Genomic DNA, 21,810 nt, shown 5'->3' on the forward strand with positions numbered 1-21,810 from the left:
TCCGTCGCGGCGGATGGTGGTATTTGTGGCGATAATTCCTGCTAGTTGGTAGGTTTTTGCTAAGTCGAGGATTGATACGATCGCCTCCGACTCCAAATCCGGCGCAATCTTGACTAAAATTGGCTTGATCCCCTGATTTTCTTGTTGCAAAATTTCCAAAATTGTGCTGAGCCCAGCAGCATCTTGGAGCGATCGCAACCCAGGCGTATTCGGAGAGGAAACGTTCACTACAAAATAGTCGCCCCAATCTTTCAGCAGCTTAAAACTCTCCAAATAGTCGGCTGCGGCTTCCTCTAACGGTGTTACCTTAGATTTACCCAGATTGATGCCCAAGGGGAACCGAGACTGAGGCATGGGGCGCGAGGCATCGAATTTTGACTGTTTCTGTGCTGCTTGAAACCGGGCTGCCATTGCCGCGGCTCCTTGATTGTTAAATCCCATGCGATTGAGGGCTGCACTGTCCTCCGTCAAGCGAAACAAGCGAGGTTGGGGGTTTCCCGGCTGCGGTTGACAAGTGACAGTGCCGAGTTCGGCGAAGCCAAAGCCAAAATTTGCCCAAATATCGGCAGCTACGCCGTTTTTATCAAATCCGGCGGCTAAGCCGACAGGATTGTTAAAGCTCAGTCCCCACAAAGATTGTTCGAGGCGAGAATCTTGGACTCCCAAAGATTTCTGCAATTGCCAGAGCATTTGGCGGGTTGCTGGGTTTGACTGGGTTCTGGCTGCGAGTTCGAGAAATTGGAGAGTGCGGTTGTGCAGCCACTCGGCATCGGTTTTCAATACAGAAAACAACAGCGGGCGTACACTTGATTGATAAATATCCAATGATTTGTACTGGGGCAATTTACAAATTAGAAATGAGAAGGGAAATAAAAATATTCAGGAGCAGACAGTGAAGGCGAAGTTTTTACTTCAACTTCGATCGACTTTATCCAATGTTTGAGATTGAGGGATAAGTGAGACGATTATATTATAAGTTGATTCTTTTGCATTTTATTTTTTTGAATTTTTAAGTTAGTAATTTTAAATTAGACAAAGGTGCGGGGAAGCTTGGAAATGGGGCAGCAGCAAAGACCAAAGGATTTAGACGAACAAATCGCGACCTTGGAGCGCGTTCTCCAGACTCTCCGAGAAGAGGAGAACGTTGAAGTGCTACTTTCGACCACACTCGGTTACTTGGAAACGGAATTTGACTGGCGGTTGATTTGGATCGGGTTGTACGATCGACAGGCCCACAGATTGTTCGGCAAAGGTGGCATAACTCCTAACGGCGACCTGTCTTTTCTCAAACAGCGGTTTGCCCTCAGCCCAGGGGATTTGCTGGAACAAGTGGTGATTCAGCTCCGGCCGGTGGGAGTCCCGGATTTGCGATCGGAAAACCGAGCAGGAGAATGGCGCAAAGCAGCTCAAACTTTCAATATTCAAGGCACGACTCTGTTTCCGCTCCGCTACAAAGACCGCTGCTACGGCGTGATTTTGCTCGGCACTGACGTGTGGGGAGCGTCGCCAAAGTCGGGGGAAAAAACGCAGTTGGCGATCGTATTTGGAGCGCTGGCAACTGCTCTTTACCAAATAGAAAAAGACTGGCAGCGACAACAAGTTAAACACCCAGATGAGTCTCTTTTAGCGCTGATTTCACAGTTGGGGGAATTGCGATCGCTCGACCAATACTTGCAAGCGGTTGTCGAACAAACTCACGAATTTATCGAGCCGACGCGCACCAATGTTTATTGGTTCGAGCGAGAGCGGCGCTATTTTTGGCGCCGAGTCAGCAACCGCGAAGTTACTCCGGGTTTGGGCGGGCCGGCGCGAGCGGCTTCGGGCATCACCGTCCAAGACTTGGGCGAATTTTATCAGGCTTTGGGCAGGGAAGAAATGGTTTGGATCGGTGAATCTCAAAGTTCTCTGAAAACTGAGCTTACGGGGCGGTTGATGCAGCAAATCCGCGCTCGCTCTCTGTTGGCTGCGCCGATTATTTCAGAAGGAGAATTGTTGGGATTTTTGGCAGTCGAAGCCAGCGAGCCCCGGATTTGGCAAGACAATGAAAAGCATTACCTGCGGGGAGTGGCGCAGTTAGTGGCTCTGACGGCTCCTGTGTCGGAGATGGAGGAGAGGATTCAGCAAACTGAGATCGATCGAGATTTAACTGCCGGAATAGCTCGCGCCATCTACAGCGATGCTGACTGGGAGGCGACTTTGAAAAATACCGCCGAACAGTTGTGCGAGCGGCTCAAATGCGAATACTTTTTGCTGCTGCTGTACGGCGAAGAACAAAATCGCTTTGAAATTGTCTGCCAAAATCTGCCCCGCAATCGCAGGCCAGTGCCGTCGCCACTCAACGCCCTCGATGTGGCTGACGTGGGGCTGTTGCAAGAAAGTGCACCTCTAGCTATTGAAAATTGGGAGGAAGATCGGCGGTTGGGCGCTTGGCGGGAAGTGTTGGGGGAAGCTGGGGTGCGATCGCTTTTGGCATCGAGCACTCGGGGGAAAAAGGAAGAGGGAGACAACCCCAATCTAAAATCGAAAATCGCCAATGGCAAATCGATCGAGGGTTTGCTGGTTGTCGGACACAATGCAACTCGCACTTGGAGGCGATCTGAGCAAGAATTAGTTCGGCTAGTGAGCCAACAACTAGGATTGATCCTGCACTCGTGGCAGCAGAGTTCGGCAATCGACAAATATCAGCAATTTGAGCGATCGCTCAAATCGGGTTTGGCGGTTTTGCACCATTCTCCTGATGAGCAATCTGAGCAAGAGATACCTGCTGCTTTACCGACGATGTTCCCAGAGTTGCCGCTACAAAAGCTCGATCGTAACTTTGCTCAACACGTTTCCCAGACACTTTCCTGTCCTTTAGTCGCCGTAATTACTTGGAATCCGGGTCAGGAGGAAGGTTCCATCGTGGCGACGGTAGCTGCCAATCCGGTATTTGCCCTCAATCCCGAGGCGGTGATTCCTGTCAAAACAGATGCCTTGATCCAACAAACCCTGGCAGAATCGGGCGTGCTGCAACAGAGCACGAGCCAACTGCCGCTGGCGACGAAGCGGTGGCTCCGCAGTCCGGGAATTGGCGAGATTCTGACGGTGGCGCTGCGGACTGCGCCAGAACACGCTCCGGCGGGCATTGTGGTGGCTGCGGACGCTCCGGGCCGCCAGTGGTCGGAGTTGTCGGTGAGTTTACTCAGCTCGATGGCGTCTCAGTTGGCTTGGTGGCACAGGTATTTGGCGGTGCAATCGGCAAGCGAGTCGCAGCGATTGGATCTGGAGCTGCTCAACTGGTACAAACAGCGCCGTTTTGAGGAGTTTTACCGCACTGTGGGAGCGGGGGTGAAGGAGTTGGGGGAGTTGAGTCAGTCGATTTTCCAGTCAGTGAAGGAACAAAAGGATGCTCTGAAAACTTTGCGCTACCAACAGGTTTTGCGGCAAATGGGCAATGCTTTGGGGTCAACTCATTTGCTGCTGAAACAGGAACATTGGCGGCTGCAATTCGGACAAGATGCGGTGCCTGTGAGCGCTTGGCTGAGGCGATCGCTCGATCGAACGGCCTCCCTGGTCAAACACTCGAAAGTCTTGCTGGAAGTGCACAGAGAAACTGCTGTGTCGATGCCTGCGGGTCAGACTTTGAGCGTTCGCGGGGACAGCATCAAGCTCGATTTGATCCTGTGCGAATTGCTGGCGGCGGCTTGCAGGCGCTCTGCCGTTGGCGCCAAGATTGAGATTCGCTCTCAGTTGTTGGGGGAAGATTTGTTAGAATTGTCTGTGATCGATAGCGGCGCGTGCGATCGACACTTAATTGCTGCCTTCAACGGCAGTTCCGAACCCGATATATTAGCGGTTTCTAGTTCCAATAGGTCGATCGTCCAAAATCTCTTAATTTGTCAGCGAGCGGTACGCTTAATGGGGGGAAACTTTTCTATAGAAATGTTAGAAAACAATTTAATTGTGGCTCGTTTAGTGCTGCCCCTAGCCAATTCTTAAAATTCTGTAGGGGCGAGTTCACCCTATCTGCAATTCACATACTAGGTATTTATAAACCAGCCCCTACCCAACTTCTAGCGGTCAAGTGCTTCAGGTGCACCCTACATAATTAGGTTCTGCGTCCCAGAGTAGATGATTGATATCAACTCCGCTTGTATTAGATCGAGTTCTGTTAGGTCGTAAGATTAAATGAACCGCGAAGACGCTCATAGCGCGAAGGAATAACCGCATCTTCTTCTGTCTCTTCCTTCGCGTCCTTTGCGCCTTCGCTGTTTAATCATTCTGATGCAACCGGATGCGATATAACATCCAAGGTATTAAAAACCTGTGCCTAAACCGATGAAGTAACAGTTTCCGCCGTCTCAGAATTTGGGAAAAACCTTTGAGTAATCCAAGCAGTTACAATATGAGAAAGCAATCCCATCGGTCCAGCAAAAAAACACAAAGCTAAAGAATGAACCGTCCAAACTCCTGTCCGCTGCCCTTCCAAATAAATCCAGCGCCCGACAAACAAGTCCATCACTAAAAAATGTATCCATCCCGTAGCCGCCGCCGTTTCTTCCCCCAGAAACTTAGCAATATCTGCTAACTTAGGATTCGACAAAGCAGCCGCATTTTCCGCAGTCAGACTGCTACCAAACAAATATATGTACAAAACGGCTAGGACTGCAAACGGAATAAAGGAATTCATCACTTTTCTGGTAATTCCCCAGTTGGGTAATAAAATCATAATTGCCCAGAAAGGCACAACGAACAGATTACCGGCATTAAAAATTAGTTCGGGTGTCATAGTTGGCTCTTGGCTCCTACGAATGCAATTCAATTAAGGACGTTAAGATTACTTTACACAATTTTTGCTGAAATTTATCAAAAGCAGAAAAAAATGTCATTCACAAATGAAATAGAATTGCTATACTTATCTAAAATTTCAAATCTCGCATCTAAAATCGATTAAGCCAGCACAGCACATGACAACTTATAATAACTTTTCCGATTGGTGCAAGCAAAAAGAGAATCTCTCGCCCGACGCCAAACATACGGTAGAAATACTGTTGCAAATATCAGACACTACCGAGTGCGATCGAGCCAACGAACTGATTTCTAATACAACAGAACTTAATCTCAAAAATCTTCAAATTACCGATATCAGTCCCCTCTCTTCTTTCACTAAACTTACTAATCTTATTCTCGGCAGCAATCGAATATCTGACCTTGCTCCCCTGCAATCTTTAATCAATCTGAAAACTTTGATTGTGGATGTTAATCAAATATCAGATATCAGCCCGCTTTCATCTCTAATAAATCTGACCCAACTCGTTCTCGATACCAATCAAATCTCAGATATCCGTCCCCTAGCAGATCTAACTAATCTTACCGCACTTGTCTTGTTTGACAACAAAATTTCCGACATCACTCCGGTGAAAAACTTAACTAACTTAAATGCGTTGATTCTCTACAACAATCAAATTTCCGATATCGCTCCTCTGGAAAATTTAACTGAACTCCAGACACTCTACCTTTACAATAATAAAATATCGGATCTCACCCCGCTTACTTTTTTAAAAAATCTCACTACGCTGTTTCTGTTCGGAAATGAAATATTTGACCTGACTCCGTTGAAAGCTCTAACTAACTTAAATAAATTGGTTTTATTCCAAAATAAAATATCAGATATTACTCCTTTGACATCGCTCACTAATTTAATTGAACTCAACCTCGGTAACAATCAAATATCCGACATCAGTCCGCTGAAATCGTTAACTAATTTGACTGAACTTTATCTGTTCAACAACCCGATTTCGGATACCAGCGCGCTGCAAGCTTTAAATAATTTATTTTTACTAGACTTGTACAACAATCACATCTCTGATATCAGTTCCCTGCAATCTTTGCAAAAGTTAACTACCCTGGACTTGCGCGGGAATCCCATTGTTAATAAAATTTGCCCTGTCAATCCTGAATCTATATGCCGGTTTTAATTAATTATTAAAGTCGAGGCAAGATGGCAGTTTATAGAGTATAATGTCAAAAGTCAATATCAGGAGAAAGTGATGAGCGGACACGATGCTTTAATGTTAGGATTGCTGCTGTTGCCAGGTTTGGCTTTGTCGATCGCAATTATGGGCGCTTTTGCCGCTGGTGGATAATCAGTTTTGGGAACAGGCAGATTTTGTAAAAAGTAGTTTTTTCCTCGTTCCATGGCTCTGGCTGGGAACGCATTTCACTATTGCTCTGCCTCCTGTTTTTTGCAAGCGAGGCAGAGCCTCTGGAGCTCGGTTCTCAGCCAGAGGCAGGAAACCAGTTAATTTCCCTTCTGCCTTCTGCCTTCTTCCTGACATCCGTTACATCAGTTTCATCCCGTACATTGCTCGTTGCCGAACTTCCTTCTTCATTCGCTTACAAAAATTGTGCTGTAACATCCGAATTTACCAAAGTATTCGCGCACAAAATACCCGATGCTGCGACGGCGGGCACGCCAATTCCGGGCATGGTGCTGTCTCCCACCCGATACAAGCCTTTGACTGGTGTTTGCGGCCCCGGAAATGTGCCTTTTCCGGCGGCAATTGCAGGCCCGTAAGTTCCTTGATATCGGCGCAAAAATCGGGCGTGGGTTAGCGGTGTGCCGATCGACTCTAAGACTATTCGCGATCGCAAATCCGGTATAATTCTTTCTAAAGCTTGAAACAGAGATTGCGATCGCTCTTGCTTTTTCTGCTGATACAATTCGCCATATACCCAACCTTCGTAAGGTTCCAATGTATAAGCGTGAACGGCGTGATGTCCCGGCGGCGCGAGAGTTGCATCCCACACTGTAGGAATCGAAATCATGCAAGTATTTCCGGGTACTGTAATGTCAATCTTGCTGTCGTGAACGACAACGTGGTGGCCGGTTAAACCTTCGAGTCCTTCGGCTTTAATTCCTAAATGCAGGTGCATAAAACTGTCTACTGCGGGCATCGACAAAGCGTTTTTTCGGTAGCTTTCCGGCAAATCTTCAGGTCGCAGTAACTTTGTATAAGTATCCCAGATTGTGGCATTTGAAATAACAATTGGGGCGCTGATAACTTCGCCATTTTTCAAGCGAACGCCGGTGGTTTTGCCGGATTCAACTAATATTTGCTCGACGGGAGATCCCAGGCGCAATTTTCCTCCCCAGCGCTGCAAGCCTCTGACTAAAGCATCGACGATCGCACCGCTGCCACCTACAGGATATTCGATCGCACAGCGCGATCGTTCGCCAATCATAAAAGCTATTTCCGGCGCTACAGTTCCGTGCGCTTTCAAACCCGACAGCAAAAAGCATTCCAAATCGATCAAACGCCGCACCCAAGGATCGCGCACGTCCCGATCCATCAAGGAACCTGCTGAACCCGCGATCGCACCTACTAGCGGCAACAGCTTCAGCAAAGCAGGTGAGTACCGAGACAGCAAAACAGGTATTAACTGCCAGTCGGATCTCAGCGCTAAAGCCGGAATTCCACGCAAAGCTTCATACAAAACTAATAAGTTTTGTTGAAATTGCTGTAATTCTACAGCACCTTGCGGTGCGAACTTAGCTACAGCATCTAAGTAACTTCTCGCATCAGAATAAATCGGCAAACTTCCCTCTGGAAAATGGTAATGCCCCAGCGGATCGTAGGAAATTGCTGCGATCGATTCCTCCAAAACATCAAAAACTTGCCGCAAAGGATTAAACGACCGGGGGTCAGTCAAACCGCAATAAAAAGAAGGCCCCGAATCAAAGTGAAATCCCCGGCGCGAAAAGCTGTGAGCTGCCCCGCCCGCTATGATGTGGCTCTCGCAGACGAGCACCCGCTTGCCGTAGCGAGCTAGCATCGAGCCGGCGACTAAGCCCCCAATACCGCTGCCAATGACGATCGCATCAAAGTCTTGCATTTATCAAATGTGGTATAATTGTATTATTTCTTGCTGAGTGTTGACAGGGTATTTTTATGGGAGGAAAACTATGAAAGCTTTATCTATTTTAGATGAAGTTGTTCGCGAATTAGAACAAGACGTGAATCTCTCGCGCATAAAAAAAATAATATTTTTTGCTTGTAAAGAGTCCTGGGAAAACGATCCGGCCCAACTCGCCAGCGCAGATGTAAGGCTTTTAATTGAAGAGCTGTGCGCCAAATACAGCAGGTTAGAAGATATTGAAGCAGTTTTAAATAATATAGTCTCTAAGGTTAATAAAAAAACCGAGTATGCTTTAGTAGCAGACCTCATAGTCTGTCAACTTAGCAGGCTGTATGAATTTGAAGATTTCACCAAATTAGAAATAAACATATCTAGTTTTGGCGGTCAGGAAGCTCCCGCATTTGAAGATCACTTTAGTTTGGAAGTACCCAGCAGCGAAGAAAGGGCAAGAAACCCCGGAAAATTATTTGATGTCAGACAAAAAATTTTGCAGCAAACAAATCCGCTGAGGGCGAAAATCCTAATTTTTTCTACTCTTTATCACGAGTTTACTTTTAGCGATCGCGATTGGCTACTGCTGAAAACTCAAGAACTTGACAATCTACTGCGACAACTGTTTAATGTCTGTGGCAGCCTAGCCGAACTCGAATCTCGATTGTACACAACTGCTAGCAATCTCGACAACAGAGATGAAAACGACCAAGCTGCAAGCGTAATCATCAAAGCGATGAATCCTTGTTACGCAAAAATGCAACAGGAAGAATCCTATGAAGCCGAATCTTCGGTTAGTGAAGATTACGATCAGACACATTTAAACAACAGTGTTTATGAAGAGAGCGAGCTGGTTGACAGGCCCAGCGATTATTTTGATCCAGGCGAGATTACTCACATCCTTCAAGCTGCTCCACCTCACTATCATTATGACCCCCAAAAGAGTTACTTAGTGCCGGACACGGCAGAAAATGTACAGTTTAAAGAACCCGAAACCAGCCATAATTATGCTACCGAGTTCAGACAGGAAATGGTAGAAACATTCCCAGTTGCAGAAATGCCGACTATTATCGAAATTTTAGAACCGGCGGCTCCTGTTATTATAAATATTAGCGATTCCATCAAACGCAAGTTGGAATTGGAAGAAGAAATGACAGAATTAGTCAGTCAAAGTGCTAACTCCGCAACGGCGCAAATAGAAAATATATTCACCCAGTTAGAAGCTGCTTTGAACGGAAAGTTTTCTGCGGGAAGTGCAGAGGAGCGTTTGTACTGGAAATATAAAAATCTCAGAGAGTATGTAGGGAAAGTTCAGAAGTTTACCGATAAATTGCTGGAAATTTTGAGCGAATTGGAGTCAAAAGAAAGCGGTAAATATCCTTCGGAAATCCCAGAAAACCTGAGCGAAGATATTTCAGAAATACCGCAGGAAAACTCTAGCCATAAAGCAAATCAGTATCAGCTTCTGGAAATGGCAAAGCAAGGCAAACCAAAGGCGATCGCCCAATTGATAAATCAATTGCTACAGCCTAAAGGAATTGTTGCTACAGCGGGATTTAAAGATGGTTGGCTTCATATAATTCTGGAGTCTGCTGAACTACCAAACCAACAGGCGACAGCTACCTACATTCACAAAAAACTGTGTACTTTAAAATCCAAATATCTTACTCATGTGAAAATTCACGGGCGACAGTTAGGTAGCAAAACAGTTTTTTGGACTCAAGAATTTGTCAATCAAACTCATTAAATGCCCCGACTCAAGTCTGAGGCTACACCAACTAAGTCGGCCTGCGTCAACTGAAATTCAAGAAATTTCATCAAATTTCTCATACTCAAGTCTGGGGCTACAAAAACTAAGTCCGCCTGCGCGAACAGAAATTTAAGCAGTCTAGAAATAGCAGATTGTACCTAATTAACAACAAAAACAAATATGAATGCCAGCGAAATTTTAAGGCGATATACATCAGGAGAACTAGATTTTCAAGGTATGAATCTCCGAGGCGTATACCTGAGCGGTGCCGATTTAATTGGCGTCAATTTAAGCAGTGCTGACCTCTGCGGTGCAAACCTAGCGATGTCATATCTAAGCCGAATTAACCTTCAGCGCGCAAATTTAACTAAGGCAAAGCTGTGCGGTGCTAACTTAAATCAAGCCAACTTGAGCGGAGCAAATTTGTCCGATGCAGACTTCCACGGAGCGACTTTGCAAGGTGCAGACTTTCGCAAAGCCAACATATCTTTGGCAGTTTTTATTGATGCAAATTTGAGCGATGCAGATATGCGAGGTGTGAATTTGCAAGGTGCAGATTTGCGCGGTGCGTGCTTGCGGGGTGCAAATTTGCGAAAGGAGCTGCGGCTTTTTGAGGGTGCCAACTTGCGGGGTGCAAATTTGCAAGGTGCAGATTTGCGGGGCGTCAATTTGCAAGGTGCAGATTTGACTAAGGCTAATCTGAGTCATGCTAATTTGACTGAAGCATTTCTGGGAGAAGCAAATCTGACTCAGGCAAATTTGAGCGAAGCTATTTTAGATGCCGTATTTTTGACTGAAGCAACTTTGGTAGAAACAAATTTTTCCTGGGCTGTAATGGCCAATGCTAAGTTGGAAAGAGCTGTGTTACTTGATGCTGAATTGGCTGGCGCTAATTTGCGCGGTGCATTTATGACTGATGTTAAGTTGAGCAATGCTAATTTAATCATGGCTGACTTAAGTCGAGCTAATTTGGTGCGAGCTGATTTGAGTCGAGCTAATTTTAATCAGGCAAATTTGAGTGAAGCTGATATGACTGATGCTTACCTGGCTAGAACAGATTTGCGGGAGGCAATTTTGCACCGCACAACTTTGATTAGAGCAGATTTGAGCACTGCTAATTTATCAGGTGCTCAGTGGCGCGGTACAATTATGCCGAATGGAGAAATGCACGGGTAATTACTTCTAGTAGGAATTTAAGGCTGTCACTAAAAGAGTTAATCTCCGCCCCTGTGATTTAACAATTATGAGTAAAAATGAGCTGGGTAGGAGAGCAGTCATTAATTTAATAGTTAAGGCTATTTTTTAGCATTCACAACTGGAGGGCAATGCTGTGTTAGATACAGGAAAAATTTTACAAGAACGTTATCAATTGCAACAGCGTTTAGGACGCACAGCGGCCGGTCATCAAACTTGGCTAGCAGTAGATTTAGAGTCTCAAGAACAGGTAACGCTGAAAATGTTAGCTTTTAGCCCGGAAATGCACTGGGAAGAACTCAAGCTTTTTGAAAGAGAAGCACAAGTTTTGCAGGCGCTAAATCATCCCCGCATTCCTTGCTATCGAGATTATTTTTCCCTAGAGCGGGAAGCCGGAGCAGGATTGCCTTGGTTTGGATTAGTGCAAGATTATATTCCGGGATTTTCACTTCAGGAATTGTTAGAAAAAGGCCAGAGATTTTCAGAAAAACAAGTACGAAAAATTGCCACTGAAGTGCTGGAAATTTTAATTTATTTGCATGAATTAAGTCCCCAAGTTTTGCACCGAGATATTAAGCCGAGTAATTTAATTTGGGGGGAAGATCGGCACGTTTATCTAGTAGATTTTGGTGCGGTACAAGCTCAAGCGGCGGTGACAGGTGTAACGTTTACAGTGGTAGGAACGAGTGGCTATGCACCCTTAGAACAATTTTGGGGGCGGGCGGTGGCGGCTTCGGATTTGTATGCTTTGGGAGCTACTTTAATTCATTTGTTAACGGGGATGACTCCTGCGGATTTGCCACAGAAAGATTCTCGGATTCAGTTTAGCGATCGCGTGAGTGTGAATCCCAGTTTGGTAAGCTGGATTGAGAAGATGACGGAAATCGCCTTAGAAAAGCGTTTCAGTAATGCTAGAGAGGCTTTAGCAGCTTTATCGGGAAAAATACAAGGGGCTAATCTTCAAATTCCGACTGTTTGGAAAATTGCTAAACCGCGTCACTGTCGCATTCAAGTTAGCAAATCAGCGACGGAGTTAAACATTAAAATTCCCTCTAGTTTAGTCAGAAAGCCTTTTTCAGTTGCTGTTGGAGGAATATTATTTTTACTGCTAACGGGGCCAATGATTTTAGTATTTTCTCTAACAGTAAATTTACCTATTGGATTAGTATTGTTTACGATTCTAGCAAGTCTCTTAGGTAAGATTTTGGGCAAGGGTAATAAAATTACATTTAATCGGAACTACTTTAAACTGGAACATCAGATATTTGGTTGGAGTTATTTACAACAAACTGGGGAAATTTCGGAAATTTTGGGTACTTTTATATATACCCTGGCTGAGGGAAATCAAATCAGGATTCGTTCAGGTAACGAGAGGGGAACTTACTTTTATACTTTAGCAACAAATGTGACAGAGGTTGAGGCGGCTTGGTTAGCGCAAGAAATTCAAGATTGGTTAAATTTAAGATAAATTTTTATAGGGCGAAGCCTTGGTGATTAATTTTTTTGTATAATAGACATCTCGCAACTAAAAATCGGTCACGCACTCACCTATAGGGGGTCTAAAATACAGCATATTCCAGGTTCATTAAGTACAGTAGCAACAGCTTGTAAACCAGACTGCTCGATCAAAAAAATGATTCTACTTTAAAAGAGTTATGCCAACGCTTTCAAAAAAAGACCCCAATCAAAGTCAGTATATCTTATTACGCGATCGCCCAAAAAACATTTAATTTTAATTAAAATTTATCCCTTCACAGGCAAAACGATCGCAAACTCAGTCCCCACTCCAGGCTCCGCATCCACCTCGATGCTTCCGCCATGTTTTTCTACCGCAATCTGATGGACAATTGCCAACCCCAATCCAGTTCCTTTGCCGACACCTTTCGTCGTGAACAAATGGTCGAATATCTGCTGTTTCACTTCCTCTTTCATCCCGATACCGTTATCAGCAATTTTAATTTTAATGTGTCCTTCGCCCAGTACATCAGTGCCAATCGTGATGCGGTTTGGATTTGCGACAACTTCACTAAAACTGCGTCCTAAATTTGACTCTTCTAAGGCATCAATCGCATTGGCGAGCAGGTTCATGAAAACTTGATTTAATTGACCCGGAAAACATTCGATTTTAGGGAGATTGCCGTATTTAGTTATTACTTCGATCTGCGGGCGGTGTTCGTTTGCTTTCAGGCGATGTTTCAAAATTAAAACAGCGCTATCAATGCCTTCGTGAATATTAAAAGGAACTTTGTAGTCTTTGTCGCCTCGGGAGAAGGTACGCAAACTGTTGCTGATGCTGCAAATGCGCTCGCAGCCCAGTTGCATTGAATCAATCATCTTCGGTAAATCTTCCAAAAGATAATCGAGGTCTATCTCTTCGGCGTGGTCTGCTATTTCCGATTGCGATGCAGCGGAGCGATACAATTCTAAGTGTTCTATAACATCTTCTAAACTTCTTTTACCTTCGCTCAAATTCCCAGAAATAAACCCTATCGGATTGTTGATTTCGTGGGCGACTCCGGCGACTAAATTGCCCAAAGCCGACATTTTTTCGTTTTGCACGAGTTGCAGTTGCGCTTGCTGTAAATCTTTTAAAGTTTGTTCTAGCTGTTGGTTTTGCTCTTGCAAAAGTTCCGCTGCTCGCTTGCGATCGGTGGCATCAACACCCAAACCAATAATCCCGATCGTCTCACCTTGGCAATTTTTTAGCTGCACTTTCGTGACTTCTAAATAGTGTAGTTTACCGTCAACAAATCTGAGAGATTCGCTGGAGTAATGCGGCAAATCTTGGGCAAGGCAGGCGGCATCTGAAAGCAGACACCCCGCTGCATCCTCTCCCAGTATATCTTTGTAATGATCGACTGCTAGGAAAGCGCTCACAGGCACGCCCACATTTTGAGAAAAGGTTTTGTTCAAAAACTGTACTTTACCACTGGGATTAACCATCCAAATCCAAATCGGAGCGACATCAAGAATTGCTTGGAGCATTTTTTTCTGATCGGCAAGCTGAGCTTCGGTTCGGCTAATTTGTACTAGCGATCGCTCTAATTGTTGGTTGTAATCCTGATACTTTTTATATAGCAGAGCATTTTGCAAACAGATGGCTGCCTGGGAACACAGGAGATTGAGAAGTTGGAGGCGATCGCGGGTAAAAACTTTTGCGGTTAAGCGATTTTCCAGATACAAAATGCCGACTAAGTTGCCTCGATCGAGAATCGGCCAACACAACAGGCTCTGCGGTTGGTATTTCAGGATGTAGGAGTCGGAATCCCAATCATGTTGTTGAGCGAGCTCCCGAACAATCACAGGTTTCAATAAATTTTTAACGCCGTCAACAATTTTGAGGGGCAAGATATCGCTATTTTCATTGAGTTTTGCGGATGATAAGTCGATCGCCCACTCGAGTCCCGAATTGTCGAGCGCGCTGGTAGCCGCGATTTCCCATTGATTGCCGTTTGACAAAATCAGCGCTCCTTTGTCAGCTCCTGTATTTTTCATCGCCAGTTGCATCAGTTTAGCAATTAGTCGATCGAGTTCTCTTTCACTAGAGAGCGCTTGACAAGCTTTGAGCACTGTGGAAAAATTTCCGAAATCAGAGACGCTCGCCGAAACAGACGGATGAATGGAGGGATGAATGGATTGATGAATCGATTGATTTTGCCCAGCAGATGTTGAAAAATTTGCTAATGGATGTTCAGGGAGTTTTGCGGTTTCTAAAATCGGTTTTAATAATTGAGGATAACGTTTTTCTAAGTCATCAATTTTGGATCTATCTCCCCAACGGACATAGCAATCATAGGCATCTATCATGTATAGTCGGGCAATTTTTTCCCTTCCTAATGACAGGTAAAACTTAGCAGCGAGTTCGCAAGCCAGAGCTTCTTCATTGATATATTCGTTAGCTTTAGCTCCGGTAATAGCTCGATCGTAAAGCTCCATGGCTTCTGCTGTCTGTCCCAAAACACCCAGCAATTCTGCCTCAACCAGATCGAACTTGTGTTGGTAATTGATCGGTGTATGGTGGGCGAATTCTTTGAGTTTTTTCTGACTAGCCCCAACGCGCTTCAAGATTTGTTGGCGCTCCGCCGGTGCGGCATCTGCATAGATTGCCAAATGTGCCAGTGCATCATAAAAGTCGTGCATCATCGTTACTAGCATCAAAACACTATTCCCAAGATAAGGTTTGCCTCCATTTCGCCTGTCGATAGGCTGCGGATTACGGCTCGAATATATCCCGAATCCGTGGCCTCTTTTTGCTAAAACTTATACACCTCCATCTAGCAGGTAACAGGTAAAATCAATTGAAAGATTGGAAGGTTTAAGGTATTTGTAAATAATCGGTCTGCGTTCGAGTTCGTCGAGAATGTCTGTTCGGTTGAGGACTATTTTTACCGATGCAATTAACGATCGCTAATGCAACTTTTTGGGATTGTGGCAGAACCGCCTCCCGCAAATCCTCCGCCACAATAGCGCAGGTTTGAGAATTTCCGCGGCAGGTTGTCGGTCTTTGTCGCGCCTGAACCTATCGATAGCAGATCGAGAATCTGTGTACGATTGAGCGATCGCGCGATAGCCCGGTATTACCGTATTCAAATCCACTGCATTTATTATTGTGTCCATATCGGCTGACCTCAACCCAGACATTAACTTGACAAAACTTAGTCTATATATCTTAGGGCATAAACAGCATAATTTTCGAGATGTAGATCAAAAAATCCCATTATCTGTTAAACAACATTTTATACTTTGCCGATCGCGATTAAAGCTTTTTACTTACGTATAAGTTTCTGTTGTTAATCTCAATTGCGATTAAATGAATGCGAAATACCGTAAAAACACTGCCGTATTATGTCTTAAAAAATACACGTGCTAATTAATTAAATTTAATATAGCTCGATAGCCCAAGTTTCCGCGAAGCCGGTCAAAAAGTTATTACCTTAAAAAATCTAAATATAATGTATAGAAATTATAAATAATCTGTCGTGAAAAAAGTGGCATTCCAGTCCCCGCTAGAAAAGGACAGGGCCGTTGCATTGTGGTGAAACCCTCCTCCACTCTACTTCCGGTCTAATAGCCCTCCCAGGGGTTAAAACCCAATCAAATATTAATAGGCAGTAGTCTTCACATGACCGAAAGCATCCAGGATACAAGCCCCCGGATTCATTCCGAAAGCAGACTCAGGACCCAGAAGTAAAACACCTGTATCCGATAAACAAGCCCCCGAATTTATCCGCAGGCTCAATGCTTCAATTCTTTAATCTAAAATCTAAAATCTAAAATCTAAAATCTAAAATCTCTTGATTTTACCTACATTCCGACAGGGGTTAAAACCCGTGTCGGAATGTAGCTTCCACAAAAGGAAACAGCGTTATTTGAGATTAGTCGTCTGTCGCTCTTTCTGCCCTTCGTTGAGTTCAGTCAATATCTAGATTCACTTTCTAGCAAATATTGTCTGAGGCATCTTGAGCGTTTTATCTTGCATCTCGTGCTGCATCATTGATATTTTCTTGGCCGCCGCTGGTACCATATCTCAGAGACTCTGTCCCCTCTGCTGCTCTTTCTTTGGCTCCCTGCGTGGCTTCTTTAACAATATCTTTTGCTCCCTTCAAGCCTTCGCGAGTGTTTTCTTTAAGATTAGCAAAGCCTTGTTTGGTTTTGTCGCCAAAGTCATCAGCTTTGCGCTGGGCTGTGCGAGCATCGTCCTTCACCTTTTGGCCAACTTGGTCGAGTTTGTCAGGCGCGTCATCCGCTACCCGCCGTACATTTTCGCCTACATTGTTGCTAGATTTAGTGTCAATGCGGTGCTGCGCTTGCTCTTTGAGAAGCTGAGCTTTTGCTTCTGTTGTTGTCATCTTTTTGTTTCTAGGATCGACATCGCTGTAATCGTTCATGCCGCCTTTGTATTGGGAAGTTACAGCCCCGCTTGGTACTTCTTCTCTAACTTGGTCCGCTGTTTTTCCTGCGATCATATCAGAACGGCTGCAGGCGGTACTCACTAATACTAAAATGCCTGCCAGAAACACTGTTAAGATTTGTACAGCTCGAATTTTTTTCACAAATGCAGTTAGTCTGTTCATAAAAATGCTCCTTTCTATTGTGAGATGCTCAAATGCCTTGTGGCTTTGTAGATGTCTAGCATTACCAAATTAGGCACTTAAACACTTTTTTAAGTATACGAATAGAAACCGTAGCTTTTCATCTATCCCAAGTTACATTCCTTAAGTTATAGCAGAACGAAGAAGGAAGAAGGAAGAATAAAGAAGAAAGAATGAAGAAGAACAAAGGGCAAAGGATAAAGCAATGGACAATCTTCCATCTTATATAAATTATTCAAAGTCGGGACACCCCGCGCCGGACAAGGCAAAGTCCTTTCCCTACATAGCTGTTTGGTTATCCATGCTCGCACTATGTTGAAATGTTTTGCGTGTTCGGCTCAAAAAAAACCTTCTAGTCAGGAACTAGAAGGAAGGTGGTGTATGATCTCAAGTACAACAAGGTCTTTAATCGCAATTGTGGCGGCACGTGCCGATCGCACACATCTGTCTAATGGCTGAAAGTATTTCTACAGTGGCTAAGCATTTTGAATCGCTGTTTTTAGACTCTTGCAGAATTCGCCTATCGCCTCTAAACCCTGTTCTGGAGTTCCTTCGGCCAAGCGTTTGACAAAAGCACTGCCAACAATCGCAGCATCTGCACCCCATTCTTTCACTTGGCGAGCGTGTTCGGGTTGCGATATACCAAACCCGACGCCAATGGGTTTGTCGGTGACGGCGCGGAGTTCTTGCAGCAACTCTTTTGCTCTCGTTTCTAAACCTTCGCGTACTCCCGTAACCCCCGTCACGCTGACTAAGTAAATAAATCCTTGAGACTGACGAGCGATCGCTTCTATGCGACTTTTGGGGCTTGTCGGAGCAACTAATAATGTTAGTTCAATCCCTAATTTGTTGGCAGGTTGGATGAGACTGTCTGCTTCTTCTAAGGGCAAGTCTGGTACAACCAATCCCTGAACTCCGGCACTTTTGATTTGCTGCAAGAAGGTTTCTATACCTCGGTACAAAATCGGGTTGTAGTAGGTGAAGAGAATGATGGGCGATCGCAAATTCGGACTAACTTTCGATACCATTTCCAGCACCGAATCTAACCGCGTTCCCCGCTGTAGAGCCCTTGTAGCAGCGGCTTGAATCACCGGCCCGTCAGCTAGCGGGTCAGAATAGGGAACGCCAAGCTCGATCGCGTCTGCACCGTTATCATCCAAAATTTGCAGTGCTTTAGCTGTTGTCTCCAAGTCTGGATCGCCAGCAGTAATAAAAGGAATCAATGCACATTGATTGTTCTTGCGTAACGTTTCAAAACAATTAGAAATAGTCATTAGTTATTAGTCATCAGTCATTGGTTATCACTCATCATACATAGGATTTCCCATAGATAGATCGCAATCAAATTTGTTTGTAGTGAGGAATTACTTCCTCATAAGACTTCCTCGGGCTGAAGTTTTCACTACAAACCTATCGCGCTTATTTTAGGGAACGTCATATCAGTCATCAGTCATTAGTTAGCCGTCAATATTACTATTCATGAGTTGTTATTTCCCAGTCATTAGTTCACAGTTTATTGCTAATAACTAATCACTAATAGCTCACTAATAACTAATAACTGAGAACTAATGACTGTTGACTAATTATCTTTTTCCTGCTCAATTTCGGCTTGAAGTTTGGCTAATTCTTCCGGAGTGAGTTCATCCAGTTGCTTCTGCAAGACAGCTTCTTTGTAGTCTTGCAATTGCTGGCTGTAGGTCATATTTTGAGTCAGCGCTCGAAATAAATAAGTCACCAGCCAGCCAATCAAGCCGGCGACCAAAAACAACTGACTCCAAATCCCTGCATTCATGCTGTCGAGTCCGGCAAATTGCAGTAGCAAGTAGACAAACCCACCTGCTACAAAAAAGCCGATACTGATTCCAATTACGTCAATACGTCGCATTTAGGCTTCTATCTGCCGCCGTTTGGGCCGAAAATTCAAAAAGGGAGCTAGGAGAAACATACCTGGGAAGAAGAAGAACATCAAGAAGTACATGAAGCCGCGCTCAAAAGAGGTAGCGACATACCAGCGGCTGTTCAGGTAAGCGTAGGTGGCCGCAGGTACTACCAGGAGGTAGGTTCCTGCCAAGACGGCGTAAAGCAGTAAGGTAATATACATAGATTTGCTTTAGGGGAATAATAACACGGGTAAGTCGATTGACACGCTCCGTTAGCTGGTTAACTATTGTACCGCTTGGGGAGATCCAGCGCGACTTTTGGGAATTTTTTGATTAGGGGTTGCGTAAATTGGGGTTTTGGCTGTAGAATAAAAGGCTGTTGCTCTTAGTGGCTCAAAACCACAGCAGCTTGACCAAAGGGGGGCGTGGCGGAATGGTAGACGCTACGGACTTAAAATCCGTTGACCCGAAACGGTCGTGTGGGTTCAAGTCCCTCCGCCCCCATCCATTTCAATCATTTGTGATATCAATTCTGGTTGCACCGGAATGATTGTTGACTGTTGATATCGTTTCCGGTTGGACGAGCGACATGATATAGAGGACATGGCAGTGCCCGGTCCTCGGTATCATTCCGGTGCAACCGAAAACAATATGATTCAACGGTTTCAGATTTATTGTCACCAATCGTTGTGTTTTTCGCTCAATTTTCAGGCTAATGGTTTTCTAGTATTTCTCAAACCGCCTCTATATCTGCCAACTTCGCCCCGGACTTTTTACGTCTGGTATTCAACTGGTTGAGCAAATCGGCTGGTTTGGGAAATTCTGCGACGGTGGGAACCGATTTTTTATCTTCATCCCGCCCCGCGTTATGTTACGCAGCAACTGGCAAAGTAATCACAAATTCCGTGCCCTGTCCTATTTGAGAATTTACCTCAATTTTGCCTTGATGCTTGGCAAGGATTTGATAGGAAATAGCCAATCCCAATCCAGTACCTTTGCCGATCGACTTTGTAGTAAAAAATGGGTCAAATATCTGTTGGGCACTGGCGGAGGCAATTCCGGGCCCGTTATCCCGAATCTTGATGGTGACAGTATTGTCGGCTGTAACTTCCGTGCTAATCCAAATGGTTGGCGAATAGCCTTTGTCTGCCTTTTTCACTTCCTCCAGCGCATCTATTGCATTGCAAATAATATTCATAAATACTTGATTCAGTTGCGCGGGATAGCACTCAACCGCAGGCAAATTGCCGTATTGTTTAATAACTTGAATACCTTGTTTGAGGCGATGGTTGAGAATGACGAGGGTGCTATCAATTCCTTCGTGAATGTCGGCTAATTTCATTTTTCCGTCGTCCGATCGCGAAAAATTCCGCATGGATACGACAATTTCGCGAATGCGATCGGCTCCCATTTTCATGGAAGAGAGGGTTTTTGGCAAATCTTCTCTGAGAAATTCGAGTTCAATGTCTTCGATGCGTTCTAGAATGGCATCTGGTGGGTTTGGATAGTATTCTTGATAGAGAGTTACCAAACCTGCCAAATCTTCGATGTATTGGTTGGCATAGTCAATGTTGCCACCGATGAAGTTGACGGGATTGTTGATTTCGTGGGCTATCCCTGCAACCATTTGACCGAGAGATGACATTTTTTCGGTCTGAATTAATAGGGATTGAGTTTGTTTGAGTTCTTGTGTATACTCGCTAACTCGCTGAATCAATTGATTGAAAGAAGCCGCTAAAACTCCGATTTCGTCGTCTGTTGTGACTGGTACTTGCAGGTTAAAATTCGATTCGCGAGCAACTTGCTGAGCCACATTAGTAACGGTTTCGAGGGGTTGGGCGATCGCGCGGCTGGTTTTGTCCGCCAGTGTGGCGGCGATGAGTGCTGAAATTAGCATACTTCCGAGAATAATTCGGTTTCGCAAACTTCCAGCTTCTTCTAATGCTTGGGTTCCTTGCTGTTTGTAAATTTCTACTGTAGAAATTAGGTCAGTTAAACTTTGAGCAAGGTTATCTAGTACGATCGCCTCTTGGCCGCTGCTAGTCCTCAACATTTGTAGCTGTGCGGACTCAATGCTGTTGGGCGACAAGTTCCCAACTTCCGCTTCTTTTAACTGCAATTTAATTAGCTGAGCGTAGTAATCAATGACGAGGGCAGATTTCTTCAATATAGCGTGCAATGCTGCCTCTTCTGTTGCTAGTCTATCGGGATGTTCTCGTGCGAAAGATTCCATTTCTGAAATCAGGATTTTCGCCTGATGGATTTGCGCGAAAAACCGATCTTGTTCGTATTTCAGCGCCAAAGTGTTTCCCAAAAGGACTGGCAACCTGGCCGCGCGCGATCGGGCTTCAAATACGGTATTTTGCAAATTTTGCAGCAGTTGCTGCTGCTGCCCAGCAACATTCACCTGAACTAAAGCTTGCTTGCGAAAGTAGTCTCCCAATCTCAGTCCCGCACCTGTTCCCAAAATCGCTATGCCAATAGCTAAAGCATAGCCATAGCTAATTTTTTGGCCGATCCGCAAATGGTTGCATTCTGCCTTTAGCCCAGTTAGATTAATAGTTGAAGTTTGTAACAAATGTTTTTGAGCATAGTGCTTTTGCTCTAGTTTGCTATTTTTGGACTGACTGTGGGTAAATAATAACATGGGAAGTTCCTCCCAAACAAATTAGGAGTAATTGAGCGAAGAAAAGCAGAATGCACTTATGCTGAAGGCGGAAAGCTGTTTTGATTGTTTAATTTTGAATTTGGAAATCTTTAACTCAAAACTTAACTCTTCCTCTAGTATCTCTGTTTTTAGACTAGAGTGTTTGTGATCTCTATCAACAATCTATGTGATTATACGCAAATTTACAAAACTTAGGGTTACAGCAATTAGTATTTTTAGTCAGTTGGGACACAAGGCCCAACTACCGGTTCTCCCCGTTTTTCTTTTTCTGCCAGTTCTAGGTTTAATTCCAGCACTTTTGCTAAAATATCGTCGCTGTCAGTAAATCCGTAAGCT

The 21,810-nt window shown here is 44.6% G+C and carries 14 protein-coding genes and 1 tRNA gene; 6 read left to right on the forward strand and 9 right to left on the reverse strand.

Going from position 1 to position 21,810, the window contains the following annotated elements; genetic code table 11:
* Positions 1 to 825, reverse strand: an 825-nt coding sequence (locus tag QUA45_RS16305) for a quinone-dependent dihydroorotate dehydrogenase (RefSeq protein ID WP_333221532.1), incomplete at its 3' end; no start/stop codon positions are given.
* A gap of 231 nt (positions 826 to 1,056) precedes the next feature.
* Between QUA45_RS16305 and QUA45_RS16310 the strand changes: the two genes are divergently transcribed.
* Positions 1,057 to 3,978, forward strand: coding sequence for a GAF domain-containing protein (locus QUA45_RS16310; RefSeq protein WP_333221534.1), 2,922 nt, complete (start codon positions 1,057 to 1,059; stop codon positions 3,976 to 3,978).
* A gap of 331 nt (positions 3,979 to 4,309) precedes the next feature.
* Here the strand turns inward: QUA45_RS16310 and QUA45_RS16315 are convergent, their stop codons facing one another.
* Positions 4,310 to 4,768, reverse strand: coding sequence for an ABA4-like family protein (locus QUA45_RS16315; protein ID WP_333071127.1), 459 nt, complete (start codon positions 4,766 to 4,768; stop codon positions 4,310 to 4,312).
* A 178-nt stretch (positions 4,769 to 4,946) separates the two neighbouring features.
* On the opposite strand from QUA45_RS16315, the gene QUA45_RS16320 reads away from it, so the two are divergent.
* Entirely contained in the window at positions 4,947 to 5,957 is a 1,011-nt protein-coding gene (locus QUA45_RS16320) for a leucine-rich repeat domain-containing protein (RefSeq protein ID WP_333221536.1), read from the forward strand.
* Positions 5,958 to 6,375: 418 nt separating this feature from the next.
* Here the strand turns inward: QUA45_RS16320 and QUA45_RS16325 are convergent, their stop codons facing one another.
* Positions 6,376 to 7,875 carry an NAD(P)/FAD-dependent oxidoreductase gene (locus QUA45_RS16325; RefSeq protein ID WP_333097256.1) on the reverse strand — a complete coding sequence of 500 codons (1,500 nt, stop codon included), beginning with the start codon at positions 7,873 to 7,875 and terminating at the stop codon, positions 6,376 to 6,378.
* Positions 7,876 to 7,945: 70 nt separating this feature from the next.
* Between QUA45_RS16325 and QUA45_RS16330 the strand changes: the two genes are divergently transcribed.
* The 3 genes from QUA45_RS16330 (at position 7,946) to QUA45_RS16340 (ending at position 12,302) form a co-directional block, all read left to right on the forward strand.
* Positions 7,946 to 9,637, forward strand: coding sequence for a hypothetical protein (locus QUA45_RS16330; RefSeq protein WP_333097258.1), 1,692 nt, complete (start codon positions 7,946 to 7,948; stop codon positions 9,635 to 9,637).
* Positions 9,638 to 9,820: 183 nt separating this feature from the next.
* Positions 9,821 to 10,816: a pentapeptide repeat-containing protein gene (locus tag QUA45_RS16335; protein WP_333097259.1), complete on the forward strand. Its 996-nt coding sequence runs from the start codon at positions 9,821 to 9,823 to the stop codon at positions 10,814 to 10,816.
* A 154-nt stretch (positions 10,817 to 10,970) separates the two neighbouring features.
* Positions 10,971 to 12,302, forward strand: a complete 1,332-nt coding sequence (locus QUA45_RS16340) for a serine/threonine-protein kinase (protein WP_333221539.1) — start codon at positions 10,971 to 10,973, stop codon at positions 12,300 to 12,302.
* A gap of 275 nt (positions 12,303 to 12,577) precedes the next feature.
* Here QUA45_RS16340 and QUA45_RS16345 read toward each other — a convergent pair whose 3' ends face one another.
* The 5 genes from QUA45_RS16345 to ndhL form a co-directional block, all read right to left on the reverse strand.
* Entirely contained in the window at positions 12,578 to 14,989 is a 2,412-nt protein-coding gene (locus QUA45_RS16345; protein ID WP_333097312.1) for an ATP-binding protein, read from the reverse strand.
* 1,313 nt (positions 14,990 to 16,302) lie between these two features.
* On the reverse strand, positions 16,303 to 16,908 hold the full coding sequence (locus QUA45_RS16350; protein ID WP_333097263.1) for a DUF6658 family protein: 606 nt from the start codon (positions 16,906 to 16,908) through the stop codon (positions 16,303 to 16,305).
* 494 nt (positions 16,909 to 17,402) lie between these two features.
* Positions 17,403 to 18,200, reverse strand: coding sequence for a tryptophan synthase subunit alpha (gene trpA / locus QUA45_RS16355; RefSeq protein ID WP_333097265.1), 798 nt, complete (start codon positions 18,198 to 18,200; stop codon positions 17,403 to 17,405).
* 305 nt (positions 18,201 to 18,505) lie between these two features.
* Positions 18,506 to 18,811: a DUF3007 family protein gene (locus QUA45_RS16360; RefSeq protein WP_333049826.1), complete on the reverse strand. Its 306-nt coding sequence runs from the start codon at positions 18,809 to 18,811 to the stop codon at positions 18,506 to 18,508.
* On the reverse strand, positions 18,812 to 19,027 hold the full coding sequence (gene ndhL, locus QUA45_RS16365) for an NAD(P)H-quinone oxidoreductase subunit L (protein WP_015179358.1): 216 nt from the start codon (positions 19,025 to 19,027) through the stop codon (positions 18,812 to 18,814).
* A gap of 198 nt (positions 19,028 to 19,225) precedes the next feature.
* On the opposite strand from ndhL, the gene QUA45_RS16370 reads away from it, so the two are divergent.
* Positions 19,226 to 19,310 (forward strand) — tRNA-Leu (locus QUA45_RS16370).
* A 367-nt stretch (positions 19,311 to 19,677) separates the two neighbouring features.
* On the opposite strand, the gene QUA45_RS16375 is transcribed toward QUA45_RS16370, so the two are convergent.
* Entirely contained in the window at positions 19,678 to 21,453 is a 1,776-nt protein-coding gene (locus QUA45_RS16375) for an ATP-binding protein (RefSeq protein WP_333221541.1), read from the reverse strand.
* Positions 21,454 to 21,810: the final 357 nt, after the last annotated feature.

The organism is Microcoleus sp. Pol12A5 (genome assembly GCF_036701435.1).
Taxonomy (GTDB): Bacteria; Cyanobacteriota; Cyanobacteriia; order Cyanobacteriales; family Microcoleaceae; genus Microcoleus.

What these genes read in the sequence shown, in the direction of transcription:
- QUA45_RS16310 (WP_333221534.1), top strand. Translation starts at nt 1,057, where the DNA reads ATGGGGCAGCAGCAAAGACCAAAGGATTTAGACGAACAAATCGCGACC.
- QUA45_RS16315 (WP_333071127.1), bottom strand. Translation starts at nt 4,768, where the DNA reads ATGACACCCGAACTAATTTTTAATGCCGGTAATCTGTTCGTTGTGCCT.
- QUA45_RS16320 (WP_333221536.1), top strand. Translation starts at nt 4,947, where the DNA reads ATGACAACTTATAATAACTTTTCCGATTGGTGCAAGCAAAAAGAGAAT.
- QUA45_RS16325 (WP_333097256.1), bottom strand. Translation starts at nt 7,875, where the DNA reads ATGCAAGACTTTGATGCGATCGTCATTGGCAGCGGTATTGGGGGCTTA.
- QUA45_RS16330 (WP_333097258.1), top strand. Translation starts at nt 7,946, where the DNA reads ATGAAAGCTTTATCTATTTTAGATGAAGTTGTTCGCGAATTAGAACAA.
- QUA45_RS16335 (WP_333097259.1), top strand. Translation starts at nt 9,821, where the DNA reads ATGAATGCCAGCGAAATTTTAAGGCGATATACATCAGGAGAACTAGAT.
- QUA45_RS16345 (WP_333097312.1), bottom strand. Translation starts at nt 14,989, where the DNA reads ATGCTAGTAACGATGATGCACGACTTTTATGATGCACTGGCACATTTG.
- QUA45_RS16350 (WP_333097263.1), bottom strand. Translation starts at nt 16,908, where the DNA reads ATGAACAGACTAACTGCATTTGTGAAAAAAATTCGAGCTGTACAAATC.
- trpA (WP_333097265.1), bottom strand. Translation starts at nt 18,200, where the DNA reads ATGACTATTTCTAATTGTTTTGAAACGTTACGCAAGAACAATCAATGT.
- QUA45_RS16360 (WP_333049826.1), bottom strand. Translation starts at nt 18,811, where the DNA reads ATGCGACGTATTGACGTAATTGGAATCAGTATCGGCTTTTTTGTAGCA.
- ndhL (WP_015179358.1), bottom strand. Translation starts at nt 19,027, where the DNA reads ATGTATATTACCTTACTGCTTTACGCCGTCTTGGCAGGAACCTACCTC.
- QUA45_RS16375 (WP_333221541.1), bottom strand. Translation starts at nt 21,453, where the DNA reads ATGTTATTATTTACCCACAGTCAGTCCAAAAATAGCAAACTAGAGCAA.